The 24,522-nt window shown below is 34.7% G+C and carries 25 protein-coding genes; 22 read left to right on the forward strand and 3 right to left on the reverse strand.

The window, feature by feature from the left end; all coding sequences use genetic code 11:
* The first annotated feature begins 341 nt into the window (after nt 1–341).
* The 5 genes from pnuC (at nt 342) to D0T56_RS05185 (ending at nt 3,794) form a co-directional block, all read left to right on the forward strand.
* Complete coding sequence (pnuC, locus tag D0T56_RS05165; RefSeq protein ID WP_163319073.1) at nt 342–920, forward strand: nicotinamide riboside transporter PnuC; 579 nt, start codon at nt 342–344, stop codon at nt 918–920.
* Between the two features lie 3 nt (nt 921–923).
* On the forward strand, nt 924–1,574 hold the full coding sequence (locus D0T56_RS05170; RefSeq protein ID WP_163319074.1) for a thiamine diphosphokinase: 651 nt from the start codon (nt 924–926) through the stop codon (nt 1,572–1,574).
* Nucleotides 1,575–1,652: 78 nt separating this feature from the next.
* Nucleotides 1,653–2,390 (forward strand): 23S rRNA (guanosine(2251)-2'-O)-methyltransferase RlmB, encoded by a 738-nt coding sequence (rlmB, locus tag D0T56_RS05175; protein WP_163319075.1) that lies wholly within the window; start codon nt 1,653–1,655, stop codon nt 2,388–2,390.
* A gap of 4 nt (nt 2,391–2,394) precedes the next feature.
* Complete coding sequence (locus tag D0T56_RS05180) at nt 2,395–3,411, forward strand: acyltransferase (RefSeq protein ID WP_163319076.1); 1,017 nt, start codon at nt 2,395–2,397, stop codon at nt 3,409–3,411.
* Between the two features lie 2 nt (nt 3,412–3,413).
* Nucleotides 3,414–3,794 (forward strand): RidA family protein, encoded by a 381-nt coding sequence (locus tag D0T56_RS05185; RefSeq protein ID WP_163319201.1) that lies wholly within the window; start codon nt 3,414–3,416, stop codon nt 3,792–3,794.
* A gap of 79 nt (nt 3,795–3,873) precedes the next feature.
* On the opposite strand, the gene D0T56_RS05190 is transcribed toward D0T56_RS05185, so the two are convergent.
* Nucleotides 3,874–5,313, reverse strand: coding sequence for an OmpP1/FadL family transporter (locus tag D0T56_RS05190; protein WP_185153836.1), 1,440 nt, complete (start codon nt 5,311–5,313; stop codon nt 3,874–3,876).
* 332 nt (nt 5,314–5,645) lie between these two features.
* Here D0T56_RS05190 and D0T56_RS05195 point away from each other — a divergent pair, with 332 nt between their 5' ends.
* The 17 genes from D0T56_RS05195 (at nt 5,646) to D0T56_RS05275 (ending at nt 20,308) form a co-directional block, all read left to right on the forward strand.
* A complete protein-coding gene (locus D0T56_RS05195) occupies nt 5,646–6,164 on the forward strand; it encodes a hypothetical protein (protein ID WP_163319077.1) in 519 nt (172 codons plus the stop codon).
* Nucleotides 6,145–9,540 (forward strand): AAA domain-containing protein, encoded by a 3,396-nt coding sequence (locus D0T56_RS05200; protein WP_163319078.1) that lies wholly within the window; start codon nt 6,145–6,147, stop codon nt 9,538–9,540. Before D0T56_RS05195 ends, D0T56_RS05200 begins: the two co-directional genes overlap by 20 nt.
* 509 nt (nt 9,541–10,049) lie before the next feature.
* Nucleotides 10,050–10,565: a helix-turn-helix domain-containing protein gene (locus D0T56_RS05205; RefSeq protein ID WP_185153837.1), complete on the forward strand. Its 516-nt coding sequence runs from the start codon at nt 10,050–10,052 to the stop codon at nt 10,563–10,565.
* A 46-nt stretch (nt 10,566–10,611) separates the two neighbouring features.
* On the forward strand, nt 10,612–11,391 hold the full coding sequence (locus D0T56_RS05210; RefSeq protein ID WP_163319079.1) for a dihydroorotate dehydrogenase electron transfer subunit: 780 nt from the start codon (nt 10,612–10,614) through the stop codon (nt 11,389–11,391).
* Nucleotides 11,379–12,284, forward strand: a complete 906-nt coding sequence (locus D0T56_RS05215; protein ID WP_163319080.1) for a dihydroorotate dehydrogenase — start codon at nt 11,379–11,381, stop codon at nt 12,282–12,284. Before D0T56_RS05210 ends, D0T56_RS05215 begins: the two co-directional genes overlap by 13 nt.
* Nucleotides 12,285–12,412: 128 nt before the next feature.
* Nucleotides 12,413–12,943: a hypothetical protein gene (locus D0T56_RS05220; protein ID WP_163319081.1), complete on the forward strand. Its 531-nt coding sequence runs from the start codon at nt 12,413–12,415 to the stop codon at nt 12,941–12,943.
* A gap of 841 nt (nt 12,944–13,784) precedes the next feature.
* Nucleotides 13,785–13,952 carry a hypothetical protein gene (locus tag D0T56_RS05225; protein WP_163319082.1) on the forward strand — a complete coding sequence of 56 codons (168 nt, stop codon included), beginning with the start codon at nt 13,785–13,787 and terminating at the stop codon, nt 13,950–13,952.
* Between the two features lie 77 nt (nt 13,953–14,029).
* Nucleotides 14,030–15,196, forward strand: a complete 1,167-nt coding sequence (locus D0T56_RS05230; RefSeq protein ID WP_163319083.1) for a hypothetical protein — start codon at nt 14,030–14,032, stop codon at nt 15,194–15,196.
* A 725-nt stretch (nt 15,197–15,921) separates the two neighbouring features.
* On the forward strand, nt 15,922–16,593 hold the full coding sequence (locus tag D0T56_RS05235) for a hypothetical protein (RefSeq protein WP_163319084.1): 672 nt from the start codon (nt 15,922–15,924) through the stop codon (nt 16,591–16,593).
* Nucleotides 16,594–16,619: 26 nt separating this feature from the next.
* Nucleotides 16,620–17,102 carry a hypothetical protein gene (locus tag D0T56_RS05240; protein ID WP_221412335.1) on the forward strand — a complete coding sequence of 161 codons (483 nt, stop codon included), beginning with the start codon at nt 16,620–16,622 and terminating at the stop codon, nt 17,100–17,102.
* 23 nt (nt 17,103–17,125) lie between these two features.
* Nucleotides 17,126–17,566, forward strand: coding sequence for a hypothetical protein (locus tag D0T56_RS05245; RefSeq protein ID WP_163319086.1), 441 nt, complete (start codon nt 17,126–17,128; stop codon nt 17,564–17,566).
* Between the two features lie 11 nt (nt 17,567–17,577).
* Nucleotides 17,578–17,724, forward strand: a complete 147-nt coding sequence (locus D0T56_RS05250; RefSeq protein WP_163319087.1) for a hypothetical protein — start codon at nt 17,578–17,580, stop codon at nt 17,722–17,724.
* Nucleotides 17,708–17,929 (forward strand): hypothetical protein, encoded by a 222-nt coding sequence (locus tag D0T56_RS05255; RefSeq protein WP_163319088.1) that lies wholly within the window; start codon nt 17,708–17,710, stop codon nt 17,927–17,929. Before D0T56_RS05250 ends, D0T56_RS05255 begins: the two co-directional genes overlap by 17 nt.
* Nucleotides 17,930–18,092: 163 nt before the next feature.
* On the forward strand, nt 18,093–18,536 hold the full coding sequence (locus D0T56_RS05260) for a D-Ala-D-Ala carboxypeptidase family metallohydrolase (RefSeq protein ID WP_163319089.1): 444 nt from the start codon (nt 18,093–18,095) through the stop codon (nt 18,534–18,536).
* Nucleotides 18,533–19,072 carry a hypothetical protein gene (locus D0T56_RS05265; protein WP_163319090.1) on the forward strand — a complete coding sequence of 180 codons (540 nt, stop codon included), beginning with the start codon at nt 18,533–18,535 and terminating at the stop codon, nt 19,070–19,072. Before D0T56_RS05260 ends, D0T56_RS05265 begins: the two co-directional genes overlap by 4 nt.
* 51 nt (nt 19,073–19,123) lie before the next feature.
* A complete protein-coding gene (locus tag D0T56_RS05270; RefSeq protein WP_163319091.1) occupies nt 19,124–19,558 on the forward strand; it encodes a hypothetical protein in 435 nt (144 codons plus the stop codon).
* A 390-nt stretch (nt 19,559–19,948) separates the two neighbouring features.
* On the forward strand, nt 19,949–20,308 hold the full coding sequence (locus tag D0T56_RS05275; protein WP_163319092.1) for a hypothetical protein: 360 nt from the start codon (nt 19,949–19,951) through the stop codon (nt 20,306–20,308).
* A 248-nt stretch (nt 20,309–20,556) separates the two neighbouring features.
* Here the strand turns inward: D0T56_RS05275 and D0T56_RS05280 are convergent, their stop codons facing one another.
* Both D0T56_RS05280 and gyrA read right to left on the reverse strand, forming a co-directional pair.
* Nucleotides 20,557–21,753, reverse strand: coding sequence for a lipopolysaccharide assembly protein LapB (locus D0T56_RS05280; RefSeq protein WP_163319093.1), 1,197 nt, complete (start codon nt 21,751–21,753; stop codon nt 20,557–20,559).
* A 121-nt stretch (nt 21,754–21,874) separates the two neighbouring features.
* Nucleotides 21,875–24,403, reverse strand: a complete 2,529-nt coding sequence (gene gyrA / locus D0T56_RS05285; RefSeq protein ID WP_163319094.1) for a DNA gyrase subunit A — start codon at nt 24,401–24,403, stop codon at nt 21,875–21,877.
* Between the last annotated feature and the right edge of the window lie 119 nt (nt 24,404–24,522).

A 24,522-nucleotide genomic window follows, 5' to 3' on the forward strand; every position in this document is an offset into this window, starting at 1 on the left:
GTCGCTTATCTGCGCTGTGTGGGTACCCCGTCAATTAGCCAAATGTCACGTTTACACCCGTTAGGCGAAATGGCATCTGCTTCGTAGGCGGGGACACGTTAAGCGAAACAAGGCGTAAAATTGAAAGCTGTTTGAGCGAAGCGAGTTTTTTCAATTTAGCCTGTGAGATTGTAACGGGTCGCCGAGAAGCTAAGCCTTGACTTTTTGGTTCGTTTTGTGTCAAGACAAAATGAACGAAGGCAAGTCTCTGCAAGAGACGCGGCAGTAAAAAATGTCGAATAAAAAAGAACGCTTTTATGTACAATAAACTCAACTACTGATTGGCATAAATAAATATTTAAATGGAATTTATACAAACACATTGGCAGGAAATAACGGGAGCAATTCTCGGGTTAATATATATTTATTACGAATATAAGGCTGACATAAAGATGTGGCCTACGGGAATACTCATGTCGATATTTTATGTCTATGTGTTTGTTGTTTCCCAATTTTACGCATTTGCCGGAATTTATATTTACTATATTGGAGCACAGATATATGGGTGGCACAAATGGAGTAGGGGAACAAAGTCGGAAGAACCTTTGGTCAGAACACCCCGGAAACTCTATTTGCCTCTGTCGATAACTGCGATAATTTTATTTCTTATATTACTTTATGTTTTGCTTCATTTCGGAGGCAGCGAAGTGGCTTGGGCAGATGCGTTCCTTACGGCTTTAGGTATTGTTGCCATTTGGATGTTGGCACAAAAATATGTTGAACAATGGCTTCCGTTAATTGTTTCTAATTTTGCATCCATTTTCATTTTTGCATGGCAAGGCTTATACCCTACATCAATCATGTACGCTGCATATTCCGTTATTTCTATATTTGGATATTTGAATTGGATGAAAATGGCTCGGGAAGCTAAAGAGAAATAAAAAATGAAACATTACAAACTGCCTAATTTACAGACTAAAGCAGAGACTATTGTCTTGGCTAACGGAGAATTTCCGACCCATCCCATTGCTATTTCTTTGTTAGAAAATGGTGAATATATTGTGTGTTGCGATGGGGCTACAAACCAACTGGTTGAAAAAACAGACAGATTGCCAGATGCTATTGTCGGCGATTTGGATTCTTTGACCGAAGAAAACCGTACACGTTTTTCCCGAATAGTTCATCATGTAGGAGAGCAGGAAACCAACGATTTGACAAAGTCGGTGAAATATTCACTTGCTCAACACCGTAAACGTATCACCATTTTGGGAGCTACGGGTAAGCGGGAAGACCATACTATCGGCAATATCAGCTTGTTGGCAGAATATCTGGACTTGGTGAATTTGGATGTGGAAATGGTGACAAATTACGGTGTTTTCACCGCTATTGATCAAGATTCTGAGTTTGAAAGTTTTCAAGGACAGCAGGTTTCGATATTCAATATAGAAAATGTAAAGTTAACCTCCCTCAATCTGGCATACCCCATCACTGACAGAATCTTCACAAATTGGTGGCAAGGCACTCTGAATGAGTCGTTAAGTAATAGTTTTAAACTCAAAACCAGCGGAAAAGTAATTGTTTTCAGAGCTTTCTAAACTTTTTCTGTTTTGATTTATTCTTCTTTCCTTTGTTGATTCTCCAACTCGGCTTATCTTTGTGAAAAAAGTAAGTTGATGAAAGAAAAAGAAATGATATTTGGCATCCGTGCCGTTATTGAGGCTGTTGAAGCCGGAAAAGAAATTGATAAAGTAATAGTTAAAAGGGAATTACAGGGAGATCTGTACAAAGAACTGGTTACAGTGTTGAAAAGTCACGATATTCCTATGCAAAGAGTTCCTGTTGAGCGTTTCGACCGCTTCACCCGAAAAAATCATCAAGGAGTCATCGCCTTTCTTTCAGCCATCACTTACGAAAAAATAGAAGATATTATACCTTTCTTATACGAACAGGGTAAAAATCCTTTTATCCTTGTGCTCGACGGATTGACAGATGTGCGCAACTTCGGCGCAATAGCCCGTACCTGTGAGGTTGCGGGGGTTGATGCTATTGTGATACCTGCCCGTGGTAGTGTTACTGTAAATGCCGATGCCGTGAAAACTTCGGCCGGGGCATTGCTTAAAATTCCTGTTTGTAAAGAACAAAACCTTACACAGGCAATCCAATTTTTGAAAGATAGTGGTGTGATGGTAGTGGCTGCAACGGAACGGGCCGCCCAACTATATACAGACATCAACTATGACGGACCCGTAGCCATAGTTATGGGATCGGAAGATGTGGGAGTATCGAACGAAAACCTACGTATATGTGACAATCTGGTTAAAATTCCTCAATTCGGAACAATAGAATCGCTAAACGTTTCGGTTGCAGCAGGAGTGTTAATTTATGAAGTAATTCGACAAAATAAGATATGAAAAAATGAAACGCCAGTCCAATATTGAATTGTTGCGTTTAGTACTCATGTTTATGATTGTATTATTGCATGTATTTGACAATCAAATTGTAGTTCAATACAACAATAAGGTTTTTGTAATGCAATCAATTGTTTCAACATTATGTATTGTCGCAGTTAATTGTTTTGTCTTTATATCTGGTTATTTTGGTATCAAGTTTAAAACTAAATCTTTTATATCTTTAGGAATTCAAGCTCTTTTTTATTCGTGGACAATATTAAGTATATTTCTTTTATTAGGGAAAAATATATCTTATGTGCAAATAATACATAATCTGTTACCTATATCTTCTGGGGTATGGTGGTTTCTTACAGTATATTTGGTGCTTGTTATTATATCTCCTTTACTTAATCTTGCGATAGAATATTTTACTAAGAGACAATTTTTTATTCTTCTTGTTGGTTTACTATTATTTGATCTTTTAAGTTTCTTTTTCTCTCTGGAAATTGTTGCCGGAAAAGGTTATTCGGTCTATCATTTTGTTGTTATCTATTGCATAGCCAGATATATGTCAAAATATCAAATCTATCTAAGAAGAGGACTTGTATGGTATTTAGCTCCGGTATTAATGATTGTTATTTTCTCTTCATTTCCATATTTTTCATTCAACAGAGTAACAGCTATTTACTCTCTTTGGGAATATAATAATCCTCTATTAATAATGTCAGCTATAGGACTTTTCTTTATTTTCAAGAAAATGAAATTCAATAATGAATTTATAAATAAAATAGCACCTCTTTCTTTTGCAGTTTATTTAATTCATAATCACGCTCTCGTTTGGTCACAAGGAGGAGAGTTGATTAAATATTTAACAGAAACGTATCAGAATAAGGTAATAATATTATTCTTTGTATTGTTATTGTTTTCTATATCAATATTTATTGTTTGCTTATGTATTGAAAAAATACGACAATATATTTTCAATCCTGTTGTAGATAGAATTGAAAAAAAATTATCAAAATACAATTTAAATATTTTTTAATGATGAAAAAAATAATTGCAACCAACAATGCTCCGGCGGCTATTGGTCCATATAGTCAGGCTATTGAAGTGAATGGAACGATTTTCGTATCCGGACAATTACCTATTAACCCATCAACAGGTGAATTTCCTGGTGGTGGAATAAAAGAACAAACAGAACAATCGTTTAAGAATATTAAAGCTATTTTGTCGGAAGCAGGATTGACTATCAACAATATTGTGAAGACAACCGTCCTATTGGCTGATATGTCCGATTTTGGGGGAATGAACGAAGTATATGCAAAACAGTTTGGAGAAACATTTCCGGCTCGTTCAGCGTTTGCCGTAAAGACATTACCCAAAAATGCACTAGTTGAAATTGAAGTTATTGCTATGAGATTCTGATAGATTGAAAATCAATATACTAAAAAAGACAGACCTCTGATCAGGTCTGTCTTTTTGTATTATTTAAGATACTGTTCTTTTAGAAAGAAAAGTCAACTCCGGCACCAAAAACTTTATTTGTACGAGAGAAAACATCTTTATTTGTTCCTCCTCCTGGAACTTTGTCATAGTCAGAGTATGTAGTCCAGAAATAAGCTACGTTTATTTTCACTTTGGGAGAAACGTTAACTGATCCTCCTAATCCGATTGAATAAGAATCACAAGCGAAACTCAAGTCTCTCTGATAATCATTGCCAACACCATATTTGGTAATCTGTCCTCCGGCACTAACTAAAAACATTTTGTCTATCCTATATTCCAAACCTGCCAGATATTCGTTTGTTGCACCGGCATCTTTTTGCTTGTTATCTGCCATTTTAGCATTAGAGTCGAAAAAATGATGATAACCAACACTTGCCGTAAGTTTTGGAGTAATTTTGTACGAAGCACCAATCGTTAACAGAGCAGGAATATCATGAGCTGTGTTCACCCCATCAGGGAACATTCCTGTTTGGTCTACTTTTGTATTATTCTCTACATCCAAGGCTGTTTTGAACTCATACTTAATACCAACATTAAGTTTGTCCTCATAATTAAAGTTAAAACCTATAATAGGAGCAACTCCCCAACCGGATTGCGTACTTTCAAGGTTTACACCTGTTTCGGAGGATGCCAAATAAGCAAAACCTGCACCCCTGTAAGCAGTTTCAAGTTGTGCCAATTGATTTATTTGCTCTGCTGTTGGATTTTCTATTGCTTTCAATGCCTGAATTTGTGGTTCCAAAGTACCCATAATACCACCATAAGTTGCATTTGTAGCAGCAGGAGAACCTAGTCGCTCAGCTACAAAGTTTTTCAAATAACCTTCATATTTATTGCTTACAATATTCAGTCTGAATCCGGCGTATGCAGAAAACATTTTATTTATTTCGTAAGTACCTCCTAGTTGACCTCCAAAAATAAAGTTAGAACCTTTCATGTGCTGATTTAAGCTATAACCTGATGGAGTTTGTTTATCTGGACTTAAAAGGACTGTTGTTGAACCCATTAGAGCATCGAACGATGGTAATCCTTTATCAAACGTAGCTTTACCTCCACCACCTGTTACGGCGATACTCCCTGACAAGGCCCATTTACCTTTGCGATATACACCTTGCAAACTAGGAATAATAGGAGCAGAAGCTTTTCCTTCAAATTCTTTTGTCTTATTTTCACCATTCAGCATAAAAATATCTGCCGTAGATGTAATTGTCCGTGTTTGAAATGCACTTTGATTGTTAAATGAAAAATGAAATCCTTCCGGCAATTTAATCAACCCCGCCGGATTTGTATATACAGCATCAATCTCTGTGGATGCATCACGTGCCGGATTTCTCAAAAAATGGACACTCTGATTAGTATTAGTAAGAAGACCTCCCGCAAATGCAGACGATGCGTTAAGAATAAGCGCAGCAAGTGCTGCCATTTTCACAATTTTCATATTTATTTAAAATTTAGAAATAGGCAGCAAAGATATTAATCTTTTTTTAGTTTCAAAAAAAACTTTCTGTTTTTAATAAATTGATAAACAATAAGATATTGTCTATGCAACTATTTTGTGGTATTCAAAATTTAACATTTTGACGATACGAAAGAATATATACAACTTGTTTTTAGATGATTATGTTAATCATTACTTAAAAGATGAATTTTATTTTCAAAAGTATTTTTCACCATCTTCAAAACATAATGATTATTTATTATGTTATTAACATTGTACGTTTTATAATAAATATTTGTAGTATTTTTGTTTAAAATCATAAGCCTAGACGGATGATGAAGCTATATAATAAGTATCTGGTCATTTTAATTTTTACGATTCTCGCCCTGCCTTCTTGTACATACGAATATGAGTGGATAAATGATTTGTCGTTCGATTACAGGATGTTACCCGTGGTTGCGAATGGTAATTTTGAGACACATGCTACTATCAGGGCAAGCAATATAACAGAAATAGATCCTACGACTCAGGAAATTGCGGATATCATTCTGAAAAAAACATGGATACAATTTTCTGGTGATTTCAAACATAACGATAAAGTAGAGCTGCACAATATTGTGGTAGATAAAGACACATTTTATATAAATTATGAATACTCGATAGACAGCAGCGAACCTAAAAGGTTTTACTATGAAGATGACGACGATTACGGAGCTTTCATGCAGAAGTCGTTCAACACTTTGCGTAAAAATGGGTTTATACGTGTCTGGATAAACGGGTACAACAATACTTCCATGTCGAAATTATATATTACATTGTGCAATGATATAGATGTACAAGTCAGAGAATAACCAAGTAAAATATTGTCAACTACTAGCAGATATTGAGAGGAATAAGGATTTGGATATTTCTCTCAGGGATAAATATATAGAATTGAGGCAAATACTCGATCGCACTTGTAAAGAAATAACCAGAGATGAAGCATTGCAGTTTTCATCGCTTTTTGCCCGGATTGTTTATATAGCCCAGAAATATCAAATTCCCCGTTCGTTAACAAAACAACTGCATAATATACGCATAACATCGTCCTTTTTACTGAAAGATGAAAATAATCTGGTTTCGAAGCGTCAATATGAAAAATCAGAGTCTAGCCTCATACAGTTCTTATCTTTGTTTAGCGGTGATGAAAAAATAGGAGAGGGGAGTACCGTTTATTTTTCGGATGAAGAAGAAGTGGTTCAACCCAATTTTCTCAATTATGTACGGGTAAGTGTTGTTGCTCTAGATAAGGTCAATGAGATTATCATCGCAGAAACGGATACGTTGGAGGATAGTATCATCAGGATAAAATATAATGTTCCGAAAATAAATCAGATTTTCAATCCAACTATCGAAAATCTTTGGATAGGGGCACAACTCAATCTGTTAAATTCTCACATAGATAAAGATGGAAATTACGTTCCTTCTTTCTTCGTTCTCGAACCGGATTATCTGATCGACGCATCGGCTCTTGCCGAATGTTTTCAAAATTACGGGAAGTCTCATCTGCATTATTTTAGGAAAAGATTTGAGCAAAGTCCAAACTCACATTATATACTGATGGGTAATCTTGCCAACTTTTTTTTAGATGAATTGATCTTTTCAGACAGTCCTGATACTTTAAAATTTGACACTGTATTTTTAAAAGCTTTCAAAGAAAAACCATTCGAATTTACAAGTTGCAACGACATAAAACGTCCGGAAGATTTTCGAAATTTTATGGTAAAAGCATCCATTCAGTTCGAAAATATAAAGCGGGTTGTAATAGAAGATTTTCCCAAAAATGGGATTGATATAAACAAATGTGTACTCGAACCATCCTTCTTCTCAGAGAAGTATGGATTTCAAGGAAGATTGGACTTATTGCAGATTTCAGATGTAAATGATAATGTAAATAAGATTATAGAATTGAAATCTGGTGGTTTACCTTATCCAAAACATGATTCTGGAAAAATATCATTAAACCATGAATGTCAGACAGTTATATATAGACTAACCGTTCAGTCTGTATTAAATATGAGTTCACAGAAGTTAATTTCAGCCATTTTATACTCTTCGGCCGAAAACAGAGGCGAAAATTTGAGATTTGCAGCTCCATTTCAAATTTTGGATAAGGAAATAATCAACGTTCGCAATCAGATTATCTCCACAGAACATAGATTGTATCAGGGAAGTAGTGACGATGTGTATCAATTATTCCAAGAGATATTTTCGTTGGAAAATTATGGAAAGGTTCCAGATTTTTTTGTTCATCAAATAGCAGAACTTGAAAAAATGATAAATAATATTTCTTCAATTGAAAGGAAATATTTTTTCAGATTTGTTACATTTCTAACTTCTGAATTATACACTCAAAAAATCGGAGGCGACTCTAATGGGTCAAATATTTCGGTTGCTAATTTATGGAATTCAGAATTTATTGAACGGAAAAATAGTTTCGATCTTATAGACAATCTGACGATAAAAGAGATTGAAACCAATGATAGAGACATGAAAATATTGTTCTCTAAAACAGAAAAAACAGACTTCGCTAACTTTAGAGAAGGTGATATTTGCATACTTTATCCTCACGAAAAAGACTCAGATTCTGTACTCACCAGTCAGATATTTAAAGGTACTATTGCCGAAATTTCTGTCGATTCTTTGTTGCTTCGTTTTAGGTATAAACAGAGAAATAAAGAAGTTTTTGATAGACATAAGTTGTGGGCTATTGAGCACGACAGGTTGGATCATACATATAATAATATGTATAAGAGCCTGTTTAAGTTCTTAAAGGCATCAGTCGATAAACGTAGCACAATATTGGGGGTTGTAGCACCTCGTATAAGCGATTATTCGAGTACGAGGGACGATAGAAACTGCGATCCGATACAGCAAAAACAAGACCGGGTTATAGAAAAGGCTATTGCTGCGAAAGATTATTTTCTTATCGTCGGACCTCCCGGAACCGGAAAAACCTCTGTTTTTGCAAAGCGATTGATAGAATACTATTACAATAATACTTCTCAGAATATTTTGATAATAGCTTATACGAACAGAGCTGTGGATGAGTTGTGCGAGTCTATAAATCAAGCATTTGGATGTCAAGAATCTGAATGTGACAACTATATAAGGATAGGCTCAGAGTTGTCGTGTGGAGAAAATTTCAGGCAACAGTTATTGCAAAATATAGCCGGTAATGTCAGTAGGAGAGAAGAGTTACGTAATATACTGAATCAGAAGCGTATTGTAATAGGAACATTGGCTGCAATAACAGGAAAACCGGAACTGTTTGATATAAAAAAGTTTGATTTGGCCATAATAGATGAAGCATCTCAAATACTTGAACCTCAAATAATTGGTATTTTGCCTGAAGTTGACAAATATATAATGATTGGGGATCATAAACAATTGTCAACCATCACTTTACAACATACAAACAAATCGAAAGTACTTGATAAAGATTTAAATAGCATTAAGCTATATAATTGCAATGAATCTTATTTTGAGCGTATATATAATCTCTGCGTTTCCAATGATTGGACTTATGCATACGATACATTAACTTATCAGGGACGGATGCATCAGTTATTAGCAGAATATCCCAATAAATATTTCTACGACAATATACTGAAACCAATTTCAAATTGGCAAACCGAACCTTTAGATTTTTTAGTAAAAGAAGATTATAAGAATGTATATCAAAAAATAATTTCAGAAAATAGACTGCATTTTTTTGATACATCTAAATCTGATTTTTGTCATGTGAATGATAAAATAAACATAGTTGAAGCCGAAATTATAACCTCTTTATGCTTAAATATTCTGGAACTATATTCAGAAAAGAATAAAATATTCGATTCTCAGAGAGTTTTGGGAATAATTGCTCCTTATCGTAATCAGATAGCATTAATAAAGCATAAGCTAGAAGAAACAAAAATACCTGAACTTCAAAATATTATGGTTGATACGGTAGAAAGATATCAAGGTAGCCAGAAGGATATTATCATTTTATCTTTTTGTATGAATAAGCCATATCAACTGGATTTCTTCAGTAATTTGAATTTAGAAGGGAATGTTGACCGAAAATTAAATGTAGCGATAACTAGAGCCAGGCAACAATTGTTTATAGTTGGCAATAGTGATATTCTAAATCTAAATCCTATATATCAATCTTTTGTAAATTACATATCTACACCACAAAAGTAAATTCATATAAATTACAGCAAATAACATTTGTACAAAACAAATGTAAATCACACAATATTAAATAGAGATTTACAATTGTGATATGCTCGAATGTTATATAATAATACAATTCTATATCGATATCTATTTGTAAAATATATGATTGGAAATCCATTATATTTACGATTTTTATTACATTAATTCATTTAAAATCACATATTTATGTTTAATATTTAAAGTTTTAAATGAAGAAAATTGCCCGTATAAGCTAATTCTACTTATTTTCTCCTTAAATAGATTAATTACAAATCAATACATGATTGATAATCAGTAGTATACAACATAAGTGTAAAGTATTACTTCTATGGTGTATTACTCTAAATACAATTGTTTATTCACAAAAGTATCAATATAGATAGATTTGTAAATAATGCCAGTTTACATTTGAGAATAACGTGTATTTGCAAATGTAAATATTATTATGTACATTTGTTATTCGATTTGATTTACATTCTTAAATTGTTACATATATGATAACTGATCGTATAAAGCAAATAATGGAAGCAGAACGGGTAACACCAGCTCAGTTTGCGGATAACTTAGGCATAGGAAGAGCCATAGTTTCTCATATTCAAAATGGACGAAATAAACCTAGTTTAGATGTTATCACGAAAATACTTACCAAAATGCCCCAGATAAATTCAGAATGGCTTTTGACAGGTAAAGGCAGTATGTATAAAACAAAGACAGGAGATGATCAGACAATCTCTACATCATCAACTTCATCTTTTCCTGATCTTTTTTCTCAACCATACAGTGATAACAGAGCAGAAAAGCCTGACGAAGTTCTTGAAAATTCTGTAAATACGGCTAAAAGTGCAGACAATGTTGAATATGAGAAGGAAACACAAGATAACATGCCACCTATTCAACAACATTTATCTGTAAATGAGAAAATTATATATAAGGAAGCTCCTGTAAAAAAAATCAGGCAGATAATTATATATTATACAGATAATACTTTCGAAACATTCGCTTCTCACTAAAAAGATTTGATTAACTTTGTGCGAATTTAAAACGTGAGTGAGACACATGAAGAAGATGTTGGATTTGATTGTCACAGAGAACAATCAGCTAAATCAAAATTATTTTTTATTAAAACTTACTACTCCAAATAACGAAAAATTGCCTGAAATGCTTCCGGGACAGTTTGTAGAGGTTAGAGTAGATAATTCTACCTCTACTTTTCTGAGGAGGCCTATATCTGTAAATTTTGTGGATACAGAAAAAAATGAACTTTGGTTATTGATACAAGTTATAGGTGATGGAACACGGCAATTATCATTATGCAAAATTGGAGAAATTGTAAACCTTTTATTACCATTAGGCAATTCTTTTTCAATGCCACAAAACAAAAACTCAGAATTGTTATTGATTGGAGGGGGAGTAGGTACTGCACCTATGTTGTATTGGGGTAAAATATTGAAAGATGCGGGTTTCAAACCTAATTTTTTATTAGGTGCACGTTCGGCGAAAGATTTACTTCAGTTAGAAGATTTTTCTAAATATGGAGAGGTATATACCACAACCGAAGATGGAACGGCGGGGGAAAAGGGTTTTGTGACCAACCATTCAATATTACAGAATAAGGATTTTACACATATCTATACTTGTGGTCCAAAACCTATGATGATGGCGGTTGCAAAATATGCCAATCAAAAAAATATTGAATGTGAAGTATCACTAGAAAATACGATGGCGTGTGGCTTTGGGGTTTGTCTATGTTGTGTAGAGGGCACAAAGAATGGAAATTTATGTGTTTGTACAGAAGGTCCGGTTTTCAATATAAATGACTTAAAATGGATAAATTGAAAGTAAATATAGGTAATCTGGAATTAAAAAATCCGGTAATGACAGCATCAGGAACCTTTGGCTATGGTGTTGAGTATTCCGATTTTATAGATTTATCAAAGCTAGGGGGAATCTTCGTAAAAGGAACAACTTTGCATGCAAGGCAGGGAAATGCTTATCCTCGTATGGCTGAGACTCCGGCAGGTATGCTAAATGCAGTAGGATTGCAAAATAAAGGTGTAGACTACTTTGTATCTCATATTTACCCGGAACTCAAAGATATCGATACAAATATTATAGTAAATGTATCAGGCTCAACAATAGAGGATTATGCTGAATGTGCTGCAAGACTAACTGATTTAGATAAAATTCCTGCTATTGAATTGAATATTTCATGCCCGAATGTGAAAGAAGGTGGTATGGCTTTCGGAACCTCTGTATGTTCGGCTGCAGAAGTTGTGAAGGCTGTGAGAAGCGTTTATAACAAGACACTTATTGTAAAACTATCACCAAATGTTACAGATATTACCGAAATAGCGAAAGCAGTGGAGGCAGAAGGAGCCGATGCTGTTTCTCTAATTAATACCTTGCTAGGTATGTCGATAGATATAAACAAGCGTAAACCTGTTTTATCTACTATAACAGGCGGATTATCTGGACCTTGTGTTAAGCCTGTTGCTATTAGGATGGTATGGCAGACTTATAATGCAATAAAGATTCCGATAATTGGCATGGGAGGAATTTCTTCTTGGCAAGATGCAATCGAATTTATTTTAGCAGGATCTTCAGCAATACAAATTGGAACATACAATTTTATTGATCCTACTATTTCCGAGAAAGTACTGATAGGTATTCAGCAATATATGGAAAAATATAAAGTAACTCATATTTCAGATTTGGTCGGACAAATATAAGAAAAGGGAGAGGATTAAACCTCTCTTTCTTTATTCTATTAAACATAACGGTAATTATGTAACAAACGAAATTTTTATTTATGTTTGTCATGTGTTATAACTAGTTCAGGTTATCAATACAGACAAATATGTTTAAAGGAGTCTATCACATATCACGTTACAACGGTAAGTTAAAGACAGAATTTCATAAGAAATATCGTGTTTTTGACGGTATTGGAAGTTTTAATTTTGATACTTTGGTTGAGGCGCGCGCATATGTTACTATAAAATCAGAACAGTTAAAAAATCTCTACAATTCTTCAAAATCAATATATAAGGAATTATCGGCTTGCTACCTTGACAAGTTGGTAAAATTCCGTATAAGAAGTTCAGAAAACAATATCATCAATGAGTGTCTTGTAAATATTATGGATGCTTATAAGCTGTTGTCTTCTGAGTTTTTCCCGCAATACGCATTACAGAAAGTCCGCTACATATACAACAATTTCATAAAGATAGCTAAAATGTTAAAATTGAAAGTATTATTAAGTACTATTCAAAAGATATATGACGCTTTTTTTGTGGAATATCCTGTATACAGGTCTACTGATTATCAGAAAGTTGCTACAAAAAAATCTCTTAATAATAACAATAATGAAGCTAAAAAATGTATTATTTAAAATTAAGCGCAGTCTTCGGGCTGTTCGTTGGTCTTGGAATCGTTATAAGTACGATTGCTTTTTTGTTATCCCCTCTCTTACTGTTACTTATTGGGTTTCACTCCTTGTTTTCTCGTTTAAGATTCTCCATAGTGAAATAACTCTCAAAATCAGTTGGTAATGAAAGAAAAACATGTAGTTGGAAAGTGGTGTGTCTGTCATAATTGTGGCGGTCATATTGATGTTACTGTGGGTGATCAGGTTGTATGCCAGGGTAAGTTTGTTTTTTGCTCTGAGCAATGCAGGTTAGATTTCCCGCGAGATCGAAATTTTAGTATTAACGATGAAAATTTATAAAAATGGAATTTGAAAATTTTGTTAGTTGGGGCACACGGTTGCAGATCGGTGATGTATTTAGGTTGCCTAAAACAAATATAGTTGTGAGGGTTAGTGAGATTATAGGTAATGAATTACATTGCCTGTTAGTCGTGGGTTCTGGATATGTTGTTCTTAATAGGAAAATAAGAGTTCATAAATTAATGAAAAACAAATAGTTATGGAAATGTTTTCTTTTATCATGTTGTCAATATTCTTGCTTGGTTGTGGTGTTGTTCTAGGTATTCAGTGTGCAAATCATACTATTAAGCGTCATAGCGATAATTTTCCAAATATGTCATTAACAGAATATTACAAAAAATTCTATGAAAAAGAATAAATATACTACACCTCCACGGTGTTCTTGTTGTGGTAAACAACTATTATCCTCTGTTGTAAAATGGTATTGGGGTTCTGGGTTTTTGTGTACTGTATGTCGAGAAATGCCAGATTGTATATAGGTTATCACCTTAAAAATTTATTGTTTATGAGAATGATATGTAATAAATGTAAGGAAGAATTTGATACCGATAAAGGTTATTATAATTATCCTAGTGGTGCTGTATGTTCTTCTTGTGGTAGTAAGTCAGTTGGTGTTAGAGAATTAATTGAGTCTTGGCTTTCTGTTCAATCTACTTTAGGTCGTTTAAAATGAGGTGTAGGGGTTAACCCCTACCCTCTTGGATTTATTATAGGTCTTACTTTTCAAACTTTTTCTAATTAATTAAAAACATGGGAATTATCTTAAAGGAGAATAATATCGTTTACACTAAAAAGCGTCACAATAAGTTACTAGGTTCATCCCGTTATCAGTTCAATGATTTTCTAAGTTGTGTCGAAGTCAAAGAGCCAAAATTAACGCCTGTGATTCCTAAATATGATGAAACTGAAGGATGCGAAAAAGGTTTTGACGATTCCGATTACCCAGAGTATGAAAGTAACAGACCTGTGGATTTACATATAGAGTCAATATTCAACGAAGCGAAATTGCGCTATGAATTGAATCGTTCAGATGAAGATACAAAAGAGGTTTCCTATTCATCGCAAATAGCTAATCAAACCCCTCGAAGTGCTATCATTAGCATTTCAAACAAGGTGTATAAGGAAAGGAAGGAACGTAGTCCAGAGATCAGGTTAAACAAAAAGCTAGTTCGTGAAAAATGTTCTGCTTTTTTCGGGCTTCGCCAATCAAGAAAGTTTCTTGCATTTTATTCGATATCATTCCCCTATGGATTTCCAGATGATTTGTGTTTTAAAGTGTTCAATACTGTGCTTACTAGGCTGAGAGAAAAAGCGGGTTTTCGCTCTTATCTGTGGGTTTGTGAGCGTCAAAAGAACGGTACTTTACACTTCCACATGCTAACAAATAGTTGGGTCAATGTAAGGCGTGTTAATTGGTATTTTGCAAAGGCAATTGAGACACAGATAAAGAAGCAAGGGTTGAAACTCGGAGGCTTAGAGTATATCAATAAAAAAGGCGAAAAATCTCTTACAAAAGAGTTTGATGTGAATAAGTATAACGGTGTGGATATAAGGCATGTAAACAATAATAAAAAGGCTCTTAACTCCTACCTCACAAAATATGTATCAAAAAATGAATCAGTTTTTTATCGATCTTGTTGGCGGTGTTCGCATGACATTTCAGAGTTATTTACGGCTGAGACGTTCAAGAATATGGACGACCCCGAATTTCAATATATATTGAAGACTATCAATCATATAAAGACATTTGTTGTTGATGGTGAATGGGCGACTGTTGAATATTTCCAACAAAAACAAGACAATGGTAAATATTTCAGTCCTCCTGACGAATGGTATTGGTTTCGTGACTATTGGAATGAGCAAATCTATAAAATGCATCATTCACCACTCAAATTTGATTGTATATCACTTAATTAGATTATGGCAAAACGGCAAAAAAAATACACTTCAATTGTATTCTGTTTGAATCACAGACCATTAAAGTATAAAATGCAGACAAAAGATTTCAAGTCTTTATACAATTGGCTACCCCGAAACGGTTATCAATGGACTGCGATAAATGTTTATGATCGGCAAACCAGAGCGTTTGTAATGCAATTAACCCCAGAGAATTATTACTATAAAATACAAAGTTTATGAATGCGTTAACTAGGTTATCCTTGAAAGATTTACAGATTATATTTAATTGTAGCAAGAATACTGCAATTAAACGTAAAAGAGAGTTACAAAACGCACTTAACATACATCATGTCAGGTTATTGGATGTTGCTGCGTATGAAAATTATGATATAGATTATTTGATCTGTATGTTATGTTAAAATTTTTACATAAAAGTCCAAATTTGCCCAAAAAGGCGCAAATAAGTCCAAAAGAGCGCAAAACGGCTCACACGTCAAATTGGTGGTTAATACTTTTGTCTCGATAACAATTTTATTAATCACTAATTTTTTTTATTTATGAAAATTACATCAATTACGGGTGTTACTTCAATTGAGAATGTGAAGTGTTTTAAACCTATCTCAAAGGTTTTTATTAAAATGATTTATGATAAGTCTAAACAGACGGTAAATCATAGTGATCCAGATATACGTATTCGTCTTGTAGATGGCGCACAGGGGTCTAGTCGTGAAATTGTTCCTGAAATGAGTTTATCTATTCTATCGGAAATTGCTTCAAAATATGAGGGTTTTCAAAGACAATCTGGTCGTAGTGGTGCAGGGTATTTACAAGCCTATTCGCTGTCTACTGTTATCATTGGTCAACAAATGGACGAAACAACTATTTCGGCTGTCGATCTATCAAATGACAAATACATCGACATTGATTTGAGAAATTTGAATCCAGATGTAACTTACGAAATCTGGGGCTTTGAATCGCATATCATTAACCCGTTCGTACGTACTTACAAGAAATTCTATTTGTCTTCTGGTGAGATTGAAAAAACATTCTCTGTTGGTGAAAATGAGGTTCTTGTATATCCGATCGATGAGATCAAAGAGATACAGTTATATCCGTTAAATGGTGCTTCCTCTCCTGTTTACCGTCGTGAAGAATTGATTATTGACGAAGACGGGCGTAATGACTTAGTTTCTGTTGAGTTGGATGGTGATAATTTCTGTACTGCTGGTGTCGGTGGTGATGGTGCTGGCGGTGAGGTTGCGACTCTACCTATCTTCTTCGGTTACTCAAAATGGGGTGTTATGTCGGTTGGTGATTTCAAGACATTCGATGTTCGTAGAGATGACGGGTTAAAAACATTGACATTCTTGATGATCGACACTGTTCCGTCTGTTACGGTTGCTCCTGCTGTCTAATTTATTAATTTAAAAATCAAAAGATTATGAGTTTTTTTAAAAAAGTTGGTAATGCTCTAGGCAAAGCAGCAAAAACAGTGACAAAGGTCACAGGTAAGGTATTGAAAACTGCTGCTCCTGTTGCTGCTATGATACCGGGTATCGGTACTGCGGTTGCTGGTGCTGCCTCTGTTGTGGGTGAGGTTCTCTCTCCTACTAAACAAGAAGCAATTATAGAGGCTGTTCAAGATCAGGGAGTTGTTAAAGTTGATAAGATCGAAAATACGATTTTGCAAAACAATCCAAATATTGATTCTGCTACGCTGCAAGTTGCTACACAACAAATGACAAAAGCTGCTGTTGCTGCTGCTCCAGACGCAAAAGTGGATGATAGTAAGGCATTAACCGATATTCCGACTACAACAAAAATAATACAGTGGGTAAAGTCGAATATTCTGCTTGTTGCGGGTGGAGCTGTCGCATTGTTCTTAGTATTAAAAGGCAAAGGCGGTCGTCGCCGTCGTTGGTAATAACAATTAAAAATTAAAATATTATGGCAAAAAGAGATTATAATAATATGGTGATGGTTCCCGCTCAGTCTGTAAGGGGGCAATCATATATGCAGACGGGATATAATGGTGGGCGTCAATTTGTAAATCAGGCATTCAAAAAACACTCTGGTGCAAAGTTTGGTAAAGATAAAGATAATAGACACTATGTTACGGGGTGGAATTATAGCCGTAAACGGGGTTTGGTGGTTTTCGGTGCATTTGAATACAAAAATTCAAAAGAGGTTGAGAGTAAGCGCGGTAAAACATGGATTAATTTATTTGTAACTGTTACGTATCGTGCTACAGGGCAGATTGTAAAAGCATCGGGCATGTATGATCTAGGAGAAAAAAGATTGTACATCAAGGATTTGGGTATGGTTGCGACTAATAGGGGTCGGGGCGGTTACTTCGGTAAAGGTGGTTATAGAATGACAATACGTTAAAATAATTTGGTATGAAAAAGATAGAATTAATTCCTAAAATCATGGAATTTGTCGATAAAATCGGAGATACGCTAAAAGTTGTACAAGCGTTTTTAAAAGGTTTTGAGACGTTCCAAAACGAGTTGAAAGGAGATAACAACAATGGCTCGGAAAAGTAAAAATAACGGTGTTTTATGGGTGATTCTGTGTATTCTGGCTGCGTTCTTGTTGGGTATAAAAATCAAATCAGACGAAGATAAATTGAAACAAAAAGCGTTGGAAACTGCTGCGGGTATAGCTGTTGATACAGTAAAGTCTGAGGCTGCCGTAACAAAGGCTTGGTTTAACCAGTTAACAAATACTTGGAAACAAATATGGTCTTAAAAGATTGTAGTTAGGTTATCACCTTAAAAAAAGAAAATCAAATGTTTAACAATTTATTTAAAAATATTATTATGGACAAAATTATTACGTTGATTAAGGACAATATATTAATAATCGGTGCTGCGGTTGCTGCTTATTTTCTTTTCATCAAAAAAAAATAGTTATGCAAACTTCGAATACTCAAGTTAGTAGCAATTTTAAATTGTCGGAGTTCGAATACTCTGCTATTGCTGCAAGCAAAAAAATAGAAAACAGAGTTACCGACCCCATTGTATTAGAGTCTATTCGCAATCTTGTTTCAAAAGTATTGCAACCTCTAAGAGGTAAGGTAAATAAACCTGTTTATATTTCATCTGGATACCGAAGTTCAGAACTAAATAAAGCGGTTGGCGGTGCTGCTTCTAGTCAACACATGAAAGGTGAGGCGTCAGATATAAAAATCACGGGAATGTCATCTTATGATATAGCAAACCTAGTCGTTAAAATGGGTTTGCCTTACGATCAATTGATATTATATCCTAGTTTCGTCCATGTGTCGACAAAGAGAGTCGGAACAAATCGAAATCAATTATTGTATAATTCATCATATAACGGTAAAAGGCTATGAAAGATGATACAAAGAAATATCTAATTATTGGTGGTGCTGCTGCTGCGCTTCTACTATTTTCAAAGAAAAGTAAAGCGACAAATATTGTAGTAGAAACCCCGACGGGTGTACCTCGGGTTGTATCTATTACTCCGAGTAAGAGTAAGCGCAATAATCCTTTAAATATCCGTTATTCTGCTGCAAATGATTGGTTAGGTAAGGTTTCACAAGTGGGTGATTCTTTCGAGACATTTAAAACTCTGGAATACGGTATACGTGCGGGTGTAAAGAACTTGCAGACTTATTATAATAAATATGGTTTAACCACTATATCGGCTATAATAGGTCGATGGGCGCCTCCTACCGAAAATCTAACAGGTAAGTATGTTGAGTTTGTTTGTGGAAAAATGAAGTTAAGTCCGTCAATGACTGTGAGATATGATGCTGATACTTTCTCTAAATTGGTTTCTGCTATGTCAGAAATGGAGCAAGGTCAAAACGGTATGGTTACGGTTTCGGAGGTCAAAGCGGTTATTAACAAATACAGTTTATTCTAGGTTATCAACAAAGGAGAGGTGTAGGCCTCTCCTTATTATCAAATTAAAAATATGCAAGCAATATTAATTTTTATACAAAAATATTGGAAACAGATCGCTTTAGGTTTTGGGGCGTTACTCTTGTGGCGTTGGGTTCGTGGTAATGGTGAAACTACTGTGAAACATGAATACAGTACACTAGGTGCAACTTTAAGCGATTCAAGGGCTAGGGCTTTGGCAGATTCTTTATTTGCTGCTATGGCAGATATGGGAACGGATGTTGATGAAGTTATGAAAGTATATAATACTATTTGTGGAAATATAGGAGATGTGCGTAAAGTTTATAACTCTTTTGGCGTAAAGGCTTATGCTTCTTTCGGTTCTCCTGCTTGGTCTTGGATTCCGTCCAACCCTTTAAGTTTAAAAGGTTGGATAAAAGCGGAATTATCAGGTAACGACCATAACAAATGGATGGCGTTATTTACTGCTGCGGGTATAGATGTTTAAATTTTTCTGTACTTGTATTTAGCAATAATATAGCCTAAATAGAAACTTATGGTAGTCATATTTATTATTATTATTATGCCTAGTAAAGTATCTGTGTTTTGTTTACCATCTGCTAGGAGTGTAAAGCCTATATTTATGGCTATTAATCCAACCCAGAATAAAATGTGTTTTATTGTTTCTTTGCTCATTGTATGTCAAATTATTTAATAAATATCTTAAGTGCGTTCTGTACTATTGAAATTTTCACTGAGATTGCGAAGATACAATTAATTAACAATATAGTTGATTTTTTAACTATGCTTTTTTTAGTTGTTGTGTCTCGTTTAATCTCCCGCCCTATCGAAAGGGCTTACAAAAAACTAATTGTCAAATTAAAGAAAAGTTAAAATTATGAGTATATTAAGTGTTACTGAAAAAGGTTTAGACCTCTTAAAAGAAGAGGCTAGGCGTATACTTCAATGCAATAATGTGCATGTTGAGTTTGTTCAGGTTTCTTTTTTGGGGACGCATTCGTTATCCGAAAAAAAACAGGTCTATTTTATTATTAATTTTACGCAAAATATTCGTTTATCTGATATAGTAGATTTATATGGATATTTAGGTGATAATGTTGTTTCTATTCTCTATTCTTCTGTTGAGGAAACTGATCATATTTTTGGCAATTCATATGAGATAGGTGCTTTTTTTGATAAAATAGTGAATTATGAAAGTCTTATGACTTTTACAGCCTTAAAATTCACCGCTATATAAGGGTGTTAAATTTAGATAGAATGTTGAAAAACAGCGTTTTAATATGTTGTTGAAAATATTTTAACATATTTGATTCGCTGTTTTCTATGTAACTTGCTGATAATATGAGATTTTGCAATTAAACATAGTTAAAAGATATCGGTAATTATATAACAAAAAAGAAATTAACGTTTATTCTTTTGTATGTATATAAAAAATAAGGAGATAAAATATTTATCTCCTTATTTTTTATTATTAATATGCTCTTCTTATTCAGCTCCACCGCTGAGGCCTTCTAATTCTGTCGAAATAACATCATATTCAGGCATATTAAGATTATAATATGCATTCCTCAAAAGAACCAATACTTGTTTCTTTTCATCAACAGAAGCATTTCTATTGTTTAATAGAGTTCTTAGTGATTCCAATAAAGGTATTGATTTCTTATACAAATCATCTGCTTTAGCATCCAACTCAGTTTGAGTTCTTCTGTTTGTTTGCAGAGCTTCTGATTTTAAGTTTTGAGCTTGAAGCATATAGTTACGAGCCAAGCCTTCTAATGCTCTTTCACATTTACTATCTGCTGTTATTGCTGCAGTATAATATTCTGTTGCTTTTTCATAATCTTGTCTAGTTGCATAAATCGAAGCTTTTACACTTTCAAAGTCACAAGTGTTGGCCGGATCATTTTTTATAGCTTCGTCAAGGTACAATAAAGCATCATCTAATCTATTTGCCTTAATATACTCATTTATCAAGTTTGGTATAAAATAAGTACTCTTAGGAAATTTTTTTGCTCCGTCCTGCAATGCCTGAGTAAATGCTATGGAATCATTATTTTTCTTGTATTCATCAGCAATCAACTCATATACTTCCCTCAATTCATATACATTGTTTTCGATGAATGGCTCTTCTGTTATACGTTTAAGCATAGCCAACGCACGATCTGTTTCTTTTGCGTTAATAGCTGATATTGCCGCATAATATTTAACTTCTTGAATAGCCGTGTCTTGTTTTGCAAAAAATTCCTTATCACTCTTATTGTTGAACATTTCAAGACTTGGAATATTCCAATAAATTTCGAAAAAGTCGGCAGCAGTTTTCGATTCTTTGTTGTTTAGATTTATTATACCACCATTTCTAAAGTATGGATACGCAAATTTCAATTTAGCTGCTATATCTTTTCTTACTTTATTTTTTATCTTACCTTTTTCGTCCGGTTGTTCAGCTAATTCGTCCGCCTTAATATATGGCGCATAAGAAGCTAAAAGTCCTGAATACATTTTCTTTTCATCAACAGTCTTTTTGGTTACCAAACTTGTCATTTCAACTTCAACTTCATTATTGAATTGATCATATTCGATATCACCAGCCAATTTCCAAGTGTCGGGAAGATTTGCTGTCTCTGGATTCTCTAATGCAGGTTTAATTATAGTTCTTGCTTCGGAATATTCTTTTGAGTTCATCGCGCTCTTGGCTTTTTTCACCACATCTTTCTGAGCAAAAGCACAACCTACAAGCATACATAATGTTGCTGAAATCATTAATCTTTTCATCTCAATTTCTTATTATTTAAAGGTTACTTTATTAAGTATTATCGTTGTTATTGTTTTCTATTTCATCATTAGTTTCTATGTCTTCTTCTTTTTCAGACATTACTTTACATATAGATGCAATTTGGTCATTTTTCTTACCAAGATTGATTAACTTAACTCCTTGAGTAGCTCTACCCATTACACGTAGATCAGCCAGATGCATTCTGATAGCGATACCGGATTTGTTGATGATCATCAAATCGTCATCATCAGTAACACTATTTATAGAGACAAGTTTACCTGTTTTGTCAGTGATATTCATTGTCTTAACACCTTTACCGCCACGACTTGTAATACGGTAGACTGGTTCGCCGTCTTCGTCATTTAGCAATGTGCGCTTTCCGTATCCAAATTCGGAAACTACCATGATCGTTTCTTCCGGATGTTCCTTCGACATTGCTATCATACCGATAACTTCGTCGGATCCGTCTTCATCAATTCTCATACCACGCACACCTGTGGCTGTACGTCCCATTTCACGAACATTACTTTCGTGGAAACGGATTGCACGACCATTACGGTTTGCCATCAATATTTCGCAATCTCCGTTGGTCATCAATACTTCGATAACTCTATCATCTTCACGGATTGTGATAGCATTAACACCGTTTTGGCGAGGACGAGAATAAGCTTCTAAACTTGTCTTTTTGATAACTCCTTGCTTGGTACAGAATACAAGATAATTATTTTTTACAAATTCGCTATCATTCAAACCTTTAACCTTGATAAATGCTGTGATTTTATCATCTGCATCAATATTCAACAGATTTTGAACCGCTCTTCCTTTCGAATTCTTTGTTCCTTCGGGAATATCAAAAACCCGCAACCAGAAACATTTTCCTTTTTGTGTGAACAGCAGCATATAATTGTGCATAGAAGCAGGATAGATGTGTTCTACGAAATCTTCATCCCGTGTTTCCGAACCTTTAGCCCCTACTCCACCTCTGTTTTGCGCACGGAACTCGCTTAAAGGCGTACGTTTGATATATCCCATGTGCGAAATGGTGATAATCATCTCGTCATCAGCATAGAAATCTTCCGGATTCATTTCCACATCCGAATAAACTATCTCGGTACGGCGTTCGTCTCCGTATTTATCACGTACTTCAATCAGCTCGTCTTTAATAACTTTTTTACAAAGTTCATCGTTCGACAAAATTTCATTTAAATATGCGATAAGTTTTTGAATTTCATCAAATTCGGCACGTAGTTTATCTTGCTCAAGACCAGTCAATTGTCTTAGGCGCATTTCAACTATTGCCCTTGATTGTATTTCCGAAAGGCTGAATTTCTCCATCAACCGATCTATGGCTTCTTGTGGAGATTGAGAGCTTCTGATGATGGCTATAACTTCGTCAATATTGTCAGACGCAATTATAAGACCTTCAAGTATATGCGCTCTTTCTTCTGCCTTTTGTAGTTCATATTTTGTCCTTCTGATAACAACATCATGACGATGTTCAACAAAGAAAGATATCATGTCTCTCAGATTCAACATTCTTGGTCTTCCTTTAACCAAAGCAATGTTGTTTACACTGAACGAACTTTGAAGGGCTGTCATCTTGTAAAGTTTATTGAGGACAACGTTTGCGTTTGCATCACGTTTCACATCAATAACAATGCGCATCCCTTGACGGTCGGATTCGTCATTGACATTACTGATGCCTTCAAGTCTTTTATCAACAACAAGGTCAGCAATATTTTTTATGAGTTCTGCTTTATTTACCAGATATGGAATTTCGGAAACGATAATTTTTTCGTGGTTACCGTCCATTTCTATTTCGGCACGGCCACGCATCATAACACGTCCCCTACCCGTTTCAAAAGCATCTTTTACTCCTTGATATCCGTAGATGAATCCACCTCCCGGAAAATCGGGTGCTTTCACATAATGCAGCAATTCGTCAGTAGTAATGTCCGGGTTATCAATATATGCTATTGTACCGTTAATTACTTCTGTCATATTGTGAGGAGGCATATTGGTAGCCATACCTACTGCAATACCCGATGCTCCATTGATTAACAAATTAGGGATTCTGGTAGGTAGAACTGTCGGTTCTTTCAGTGTATCGTCAAAATTGAACTGGAAATCAACCGTATCTTTGTCAATATCACGAAGCATTTCTTCTGCCAAACGGCTCAATCTTGCTTCTGTATAACGCATAGCCGCCGGACTGTCGCCGTCTACACTACCCATATTTCCTTGTCCGTCAACAAGCAGGTAGCGCATACTCCATTCCTGAGCCATACGCACCATGGCAAAATATACAGATGAGTCGCCATGCGGGTGATACTTACCCAGTACTTCCCCCACTATTCTGGCCGATTTTTTGTGTGGTTTGTTTGATGTGTTACCTAACTCGCTCATACCAAACAAAATGCGACGGTGTACTGGTTTGAAACCATCCCTAACGTCTGGCAAAGCGCGTGAAACAATCACCGACATCGAATAATCAATGTAGGCTGATTTCATTTCATCCTCAATGTTTATCCGAATAATTCTATCCTCTTGATCACTCATTATTTTTCAAGATAAATTTAACAAAAAGTATTTCTTTTTCTATTAGTAGAAAAAACGTGTAAATATACAAAATAAGTATCAAATGTGAAAATAGATTCATACAAATATTGTCTTTTATA

Source organism: Dysgonomonas sp. 520 (assembly GCF_010501095.1).
In the GTDB taxonomy this organism is placed as follows: domain Bacteria; phylum Bacteroidota; class Bacteroidia; order Bacteroidales; family Dysgonomonadaceae; genus QVMP01.

Coding starts and splice junctions, on each gene's coding strand:
- D0T56_RS05205 (WP_185153837.1), top strand. CDS start 10,050: ATGATAACTGATCGTATAAAGCAAATAATGGAAGCAGAACGGGTAACA.
- D0T56_RS05280 (WP_163319093.1), bottom strand. CDS start 21,753: ATGAACTCAAAAGAATATTCCGAAGCAAGAACTATAATTAAACCTGCA.
- D0T56_RS05230 (WP_163319083.1), top strand. CDS start 14,030: ATGGGAATTATCTTAAAGGAGAATAATATCGTTTACACTAAAAAGCGT.
- D0T56_RS05225 (WP_163319082.1), top strand. CDS start 13,785: ATGAGAATGATATGTAATAAATGTAAGGAAGAATTTGATACCGATAAA.
- D0T56_RS05200 (WP_163319078.1), top strand. CDS start 6,145: ATGTACAAGTCAGAGAATAACCAAGTAAAATATTGTCAACTACTAGCA.
- D0T56_RS05170 (WP_163319074.1), top strand. CDS start 924: ATGAAACATTACAAACTGCCTAATTTACAGACTAAAGCAGAGACTATT.
- D0T56_RS05190 (WP_185153836.1), bottom strand. CDS start 5,313: ATGAAAATTGTGAAAATGGCAGCACTTGCTGCGCTTATTCTTAACGCA.
- D0T56_RS05180 (WP_163319076.1), top strand. CDS start 2,395: ATGAAACGCCAGTCCAATATTGAATTGTTGCGTTTAGTACTCATGTTT.
- D0T56_RS05275 (WP_163319092.1), top strand. CDS start 19,949: ATGAGTATATTAAGTGTTACTGAAAAAGGTTTAGACCTCTTAAAAGAA.
- gyrA (WP_163319094.1), bottom strand. CDS start 24,403: ATGAGTGATCAAGAGGATAGAATTATTCGGATAAACATTGAGGATGAA.
- D0T56_RS05220 (WP_163319081.1), top strand. CDS start 12,413: ATGTTTAAAGGAGTCTATCACATATCACGTTACAACGGTAAGTTAAAG.
- D0T56_RS05215 (WP_163319080.1), top strand. CDS start 11,379: ATGGATAAATTGAAAGTAAATATAGGTAATCTGGAATTAAAAAATCCG.
- D0T56_RS05260 (WP_163319089.1), top strand. CDS start 18,093: ATGCAAACTTCGAATACTCAAGTTAGTAGCAATTTTAAATTGTCGGAG.
- D0T56_RS05255 (WP_163319088.1), top strand. CDS start 17,708: ATGGCTCGGAAAAGTAAAAATAACGGTGTTTTATGGGTGATTCTGTGT.
- D0T56_RS05210 (WP_163319079.1), top strand. CDS start 10,612: ATGAAGAAGATGTTGGATTTGATTGTCACAGAGAACAATCAGCTAAAT.
- D0T56_RS05265 (WP_163319090.1), top strand. CDS start 18,533: ATGAAAGATGATACAAAGAAATATCTAATTATTGGTGGTGCTGCTGCT.
- pnuC (WP_163319073.1), top strand. CDS start 342: ATGGAATTTATACAAACACATTGGCAGGAAATAACGGGAGCAATTCTC.
- D0T56_RS05270 (WP_163319091.1), top strand. CDS start 19,124: ATGCAAGCAATATTAATTTTTATACAAAAATATTGGAAACAGATCGCT.
- D0T56_RS05240 (WP_221412335.1), top strand. CDS start 16,620: ATGAGTTTTTTTAAAAAAGTTGGTAATGCTCTAGGCAAAGCAGCAAAA.
- D0T56_RS05250 (WP_163319087.1), top strand. CDS start 17,578: ATGAAAAAGATAGAATTAATTCCTAAAATCATGGAATTTGTCGATAAA.
- D0T56_RS05185 (WP_163319201.1), top strand. CDS start 3,414: ATGAAAAAAATAATTGCAACCAACAATGCTCCGGCGGCTATTGGTCCA.
- D0T56_RS05235 (WP_163319084.1), top strand. CDS start 15,922: ATGAGTTTATCTATTCTATCGGAAATTGCTTCAAAATATGAGGGTTTT.
- rlmB (WP_163319075.1), top strand. CDS start 1,653: ATGAAAGAAAAAGAAATGATATTTGGCATCCGTGCCGTTATTGAGGCT.
- D0T56_RS05195 (WP_163319077.1), top strand. CDS start 5,646: ATGATGAAGCTATATAATAAGTATCTGGTCATTTTAATTTTTACGATT.
- D0T56_RS05245 (WP_163319086.1), top strand. CDS start 17,126: ATGGCAAAAAGAGATTATAATAATATGGTGATGGTTCCCGCTCAGTCT.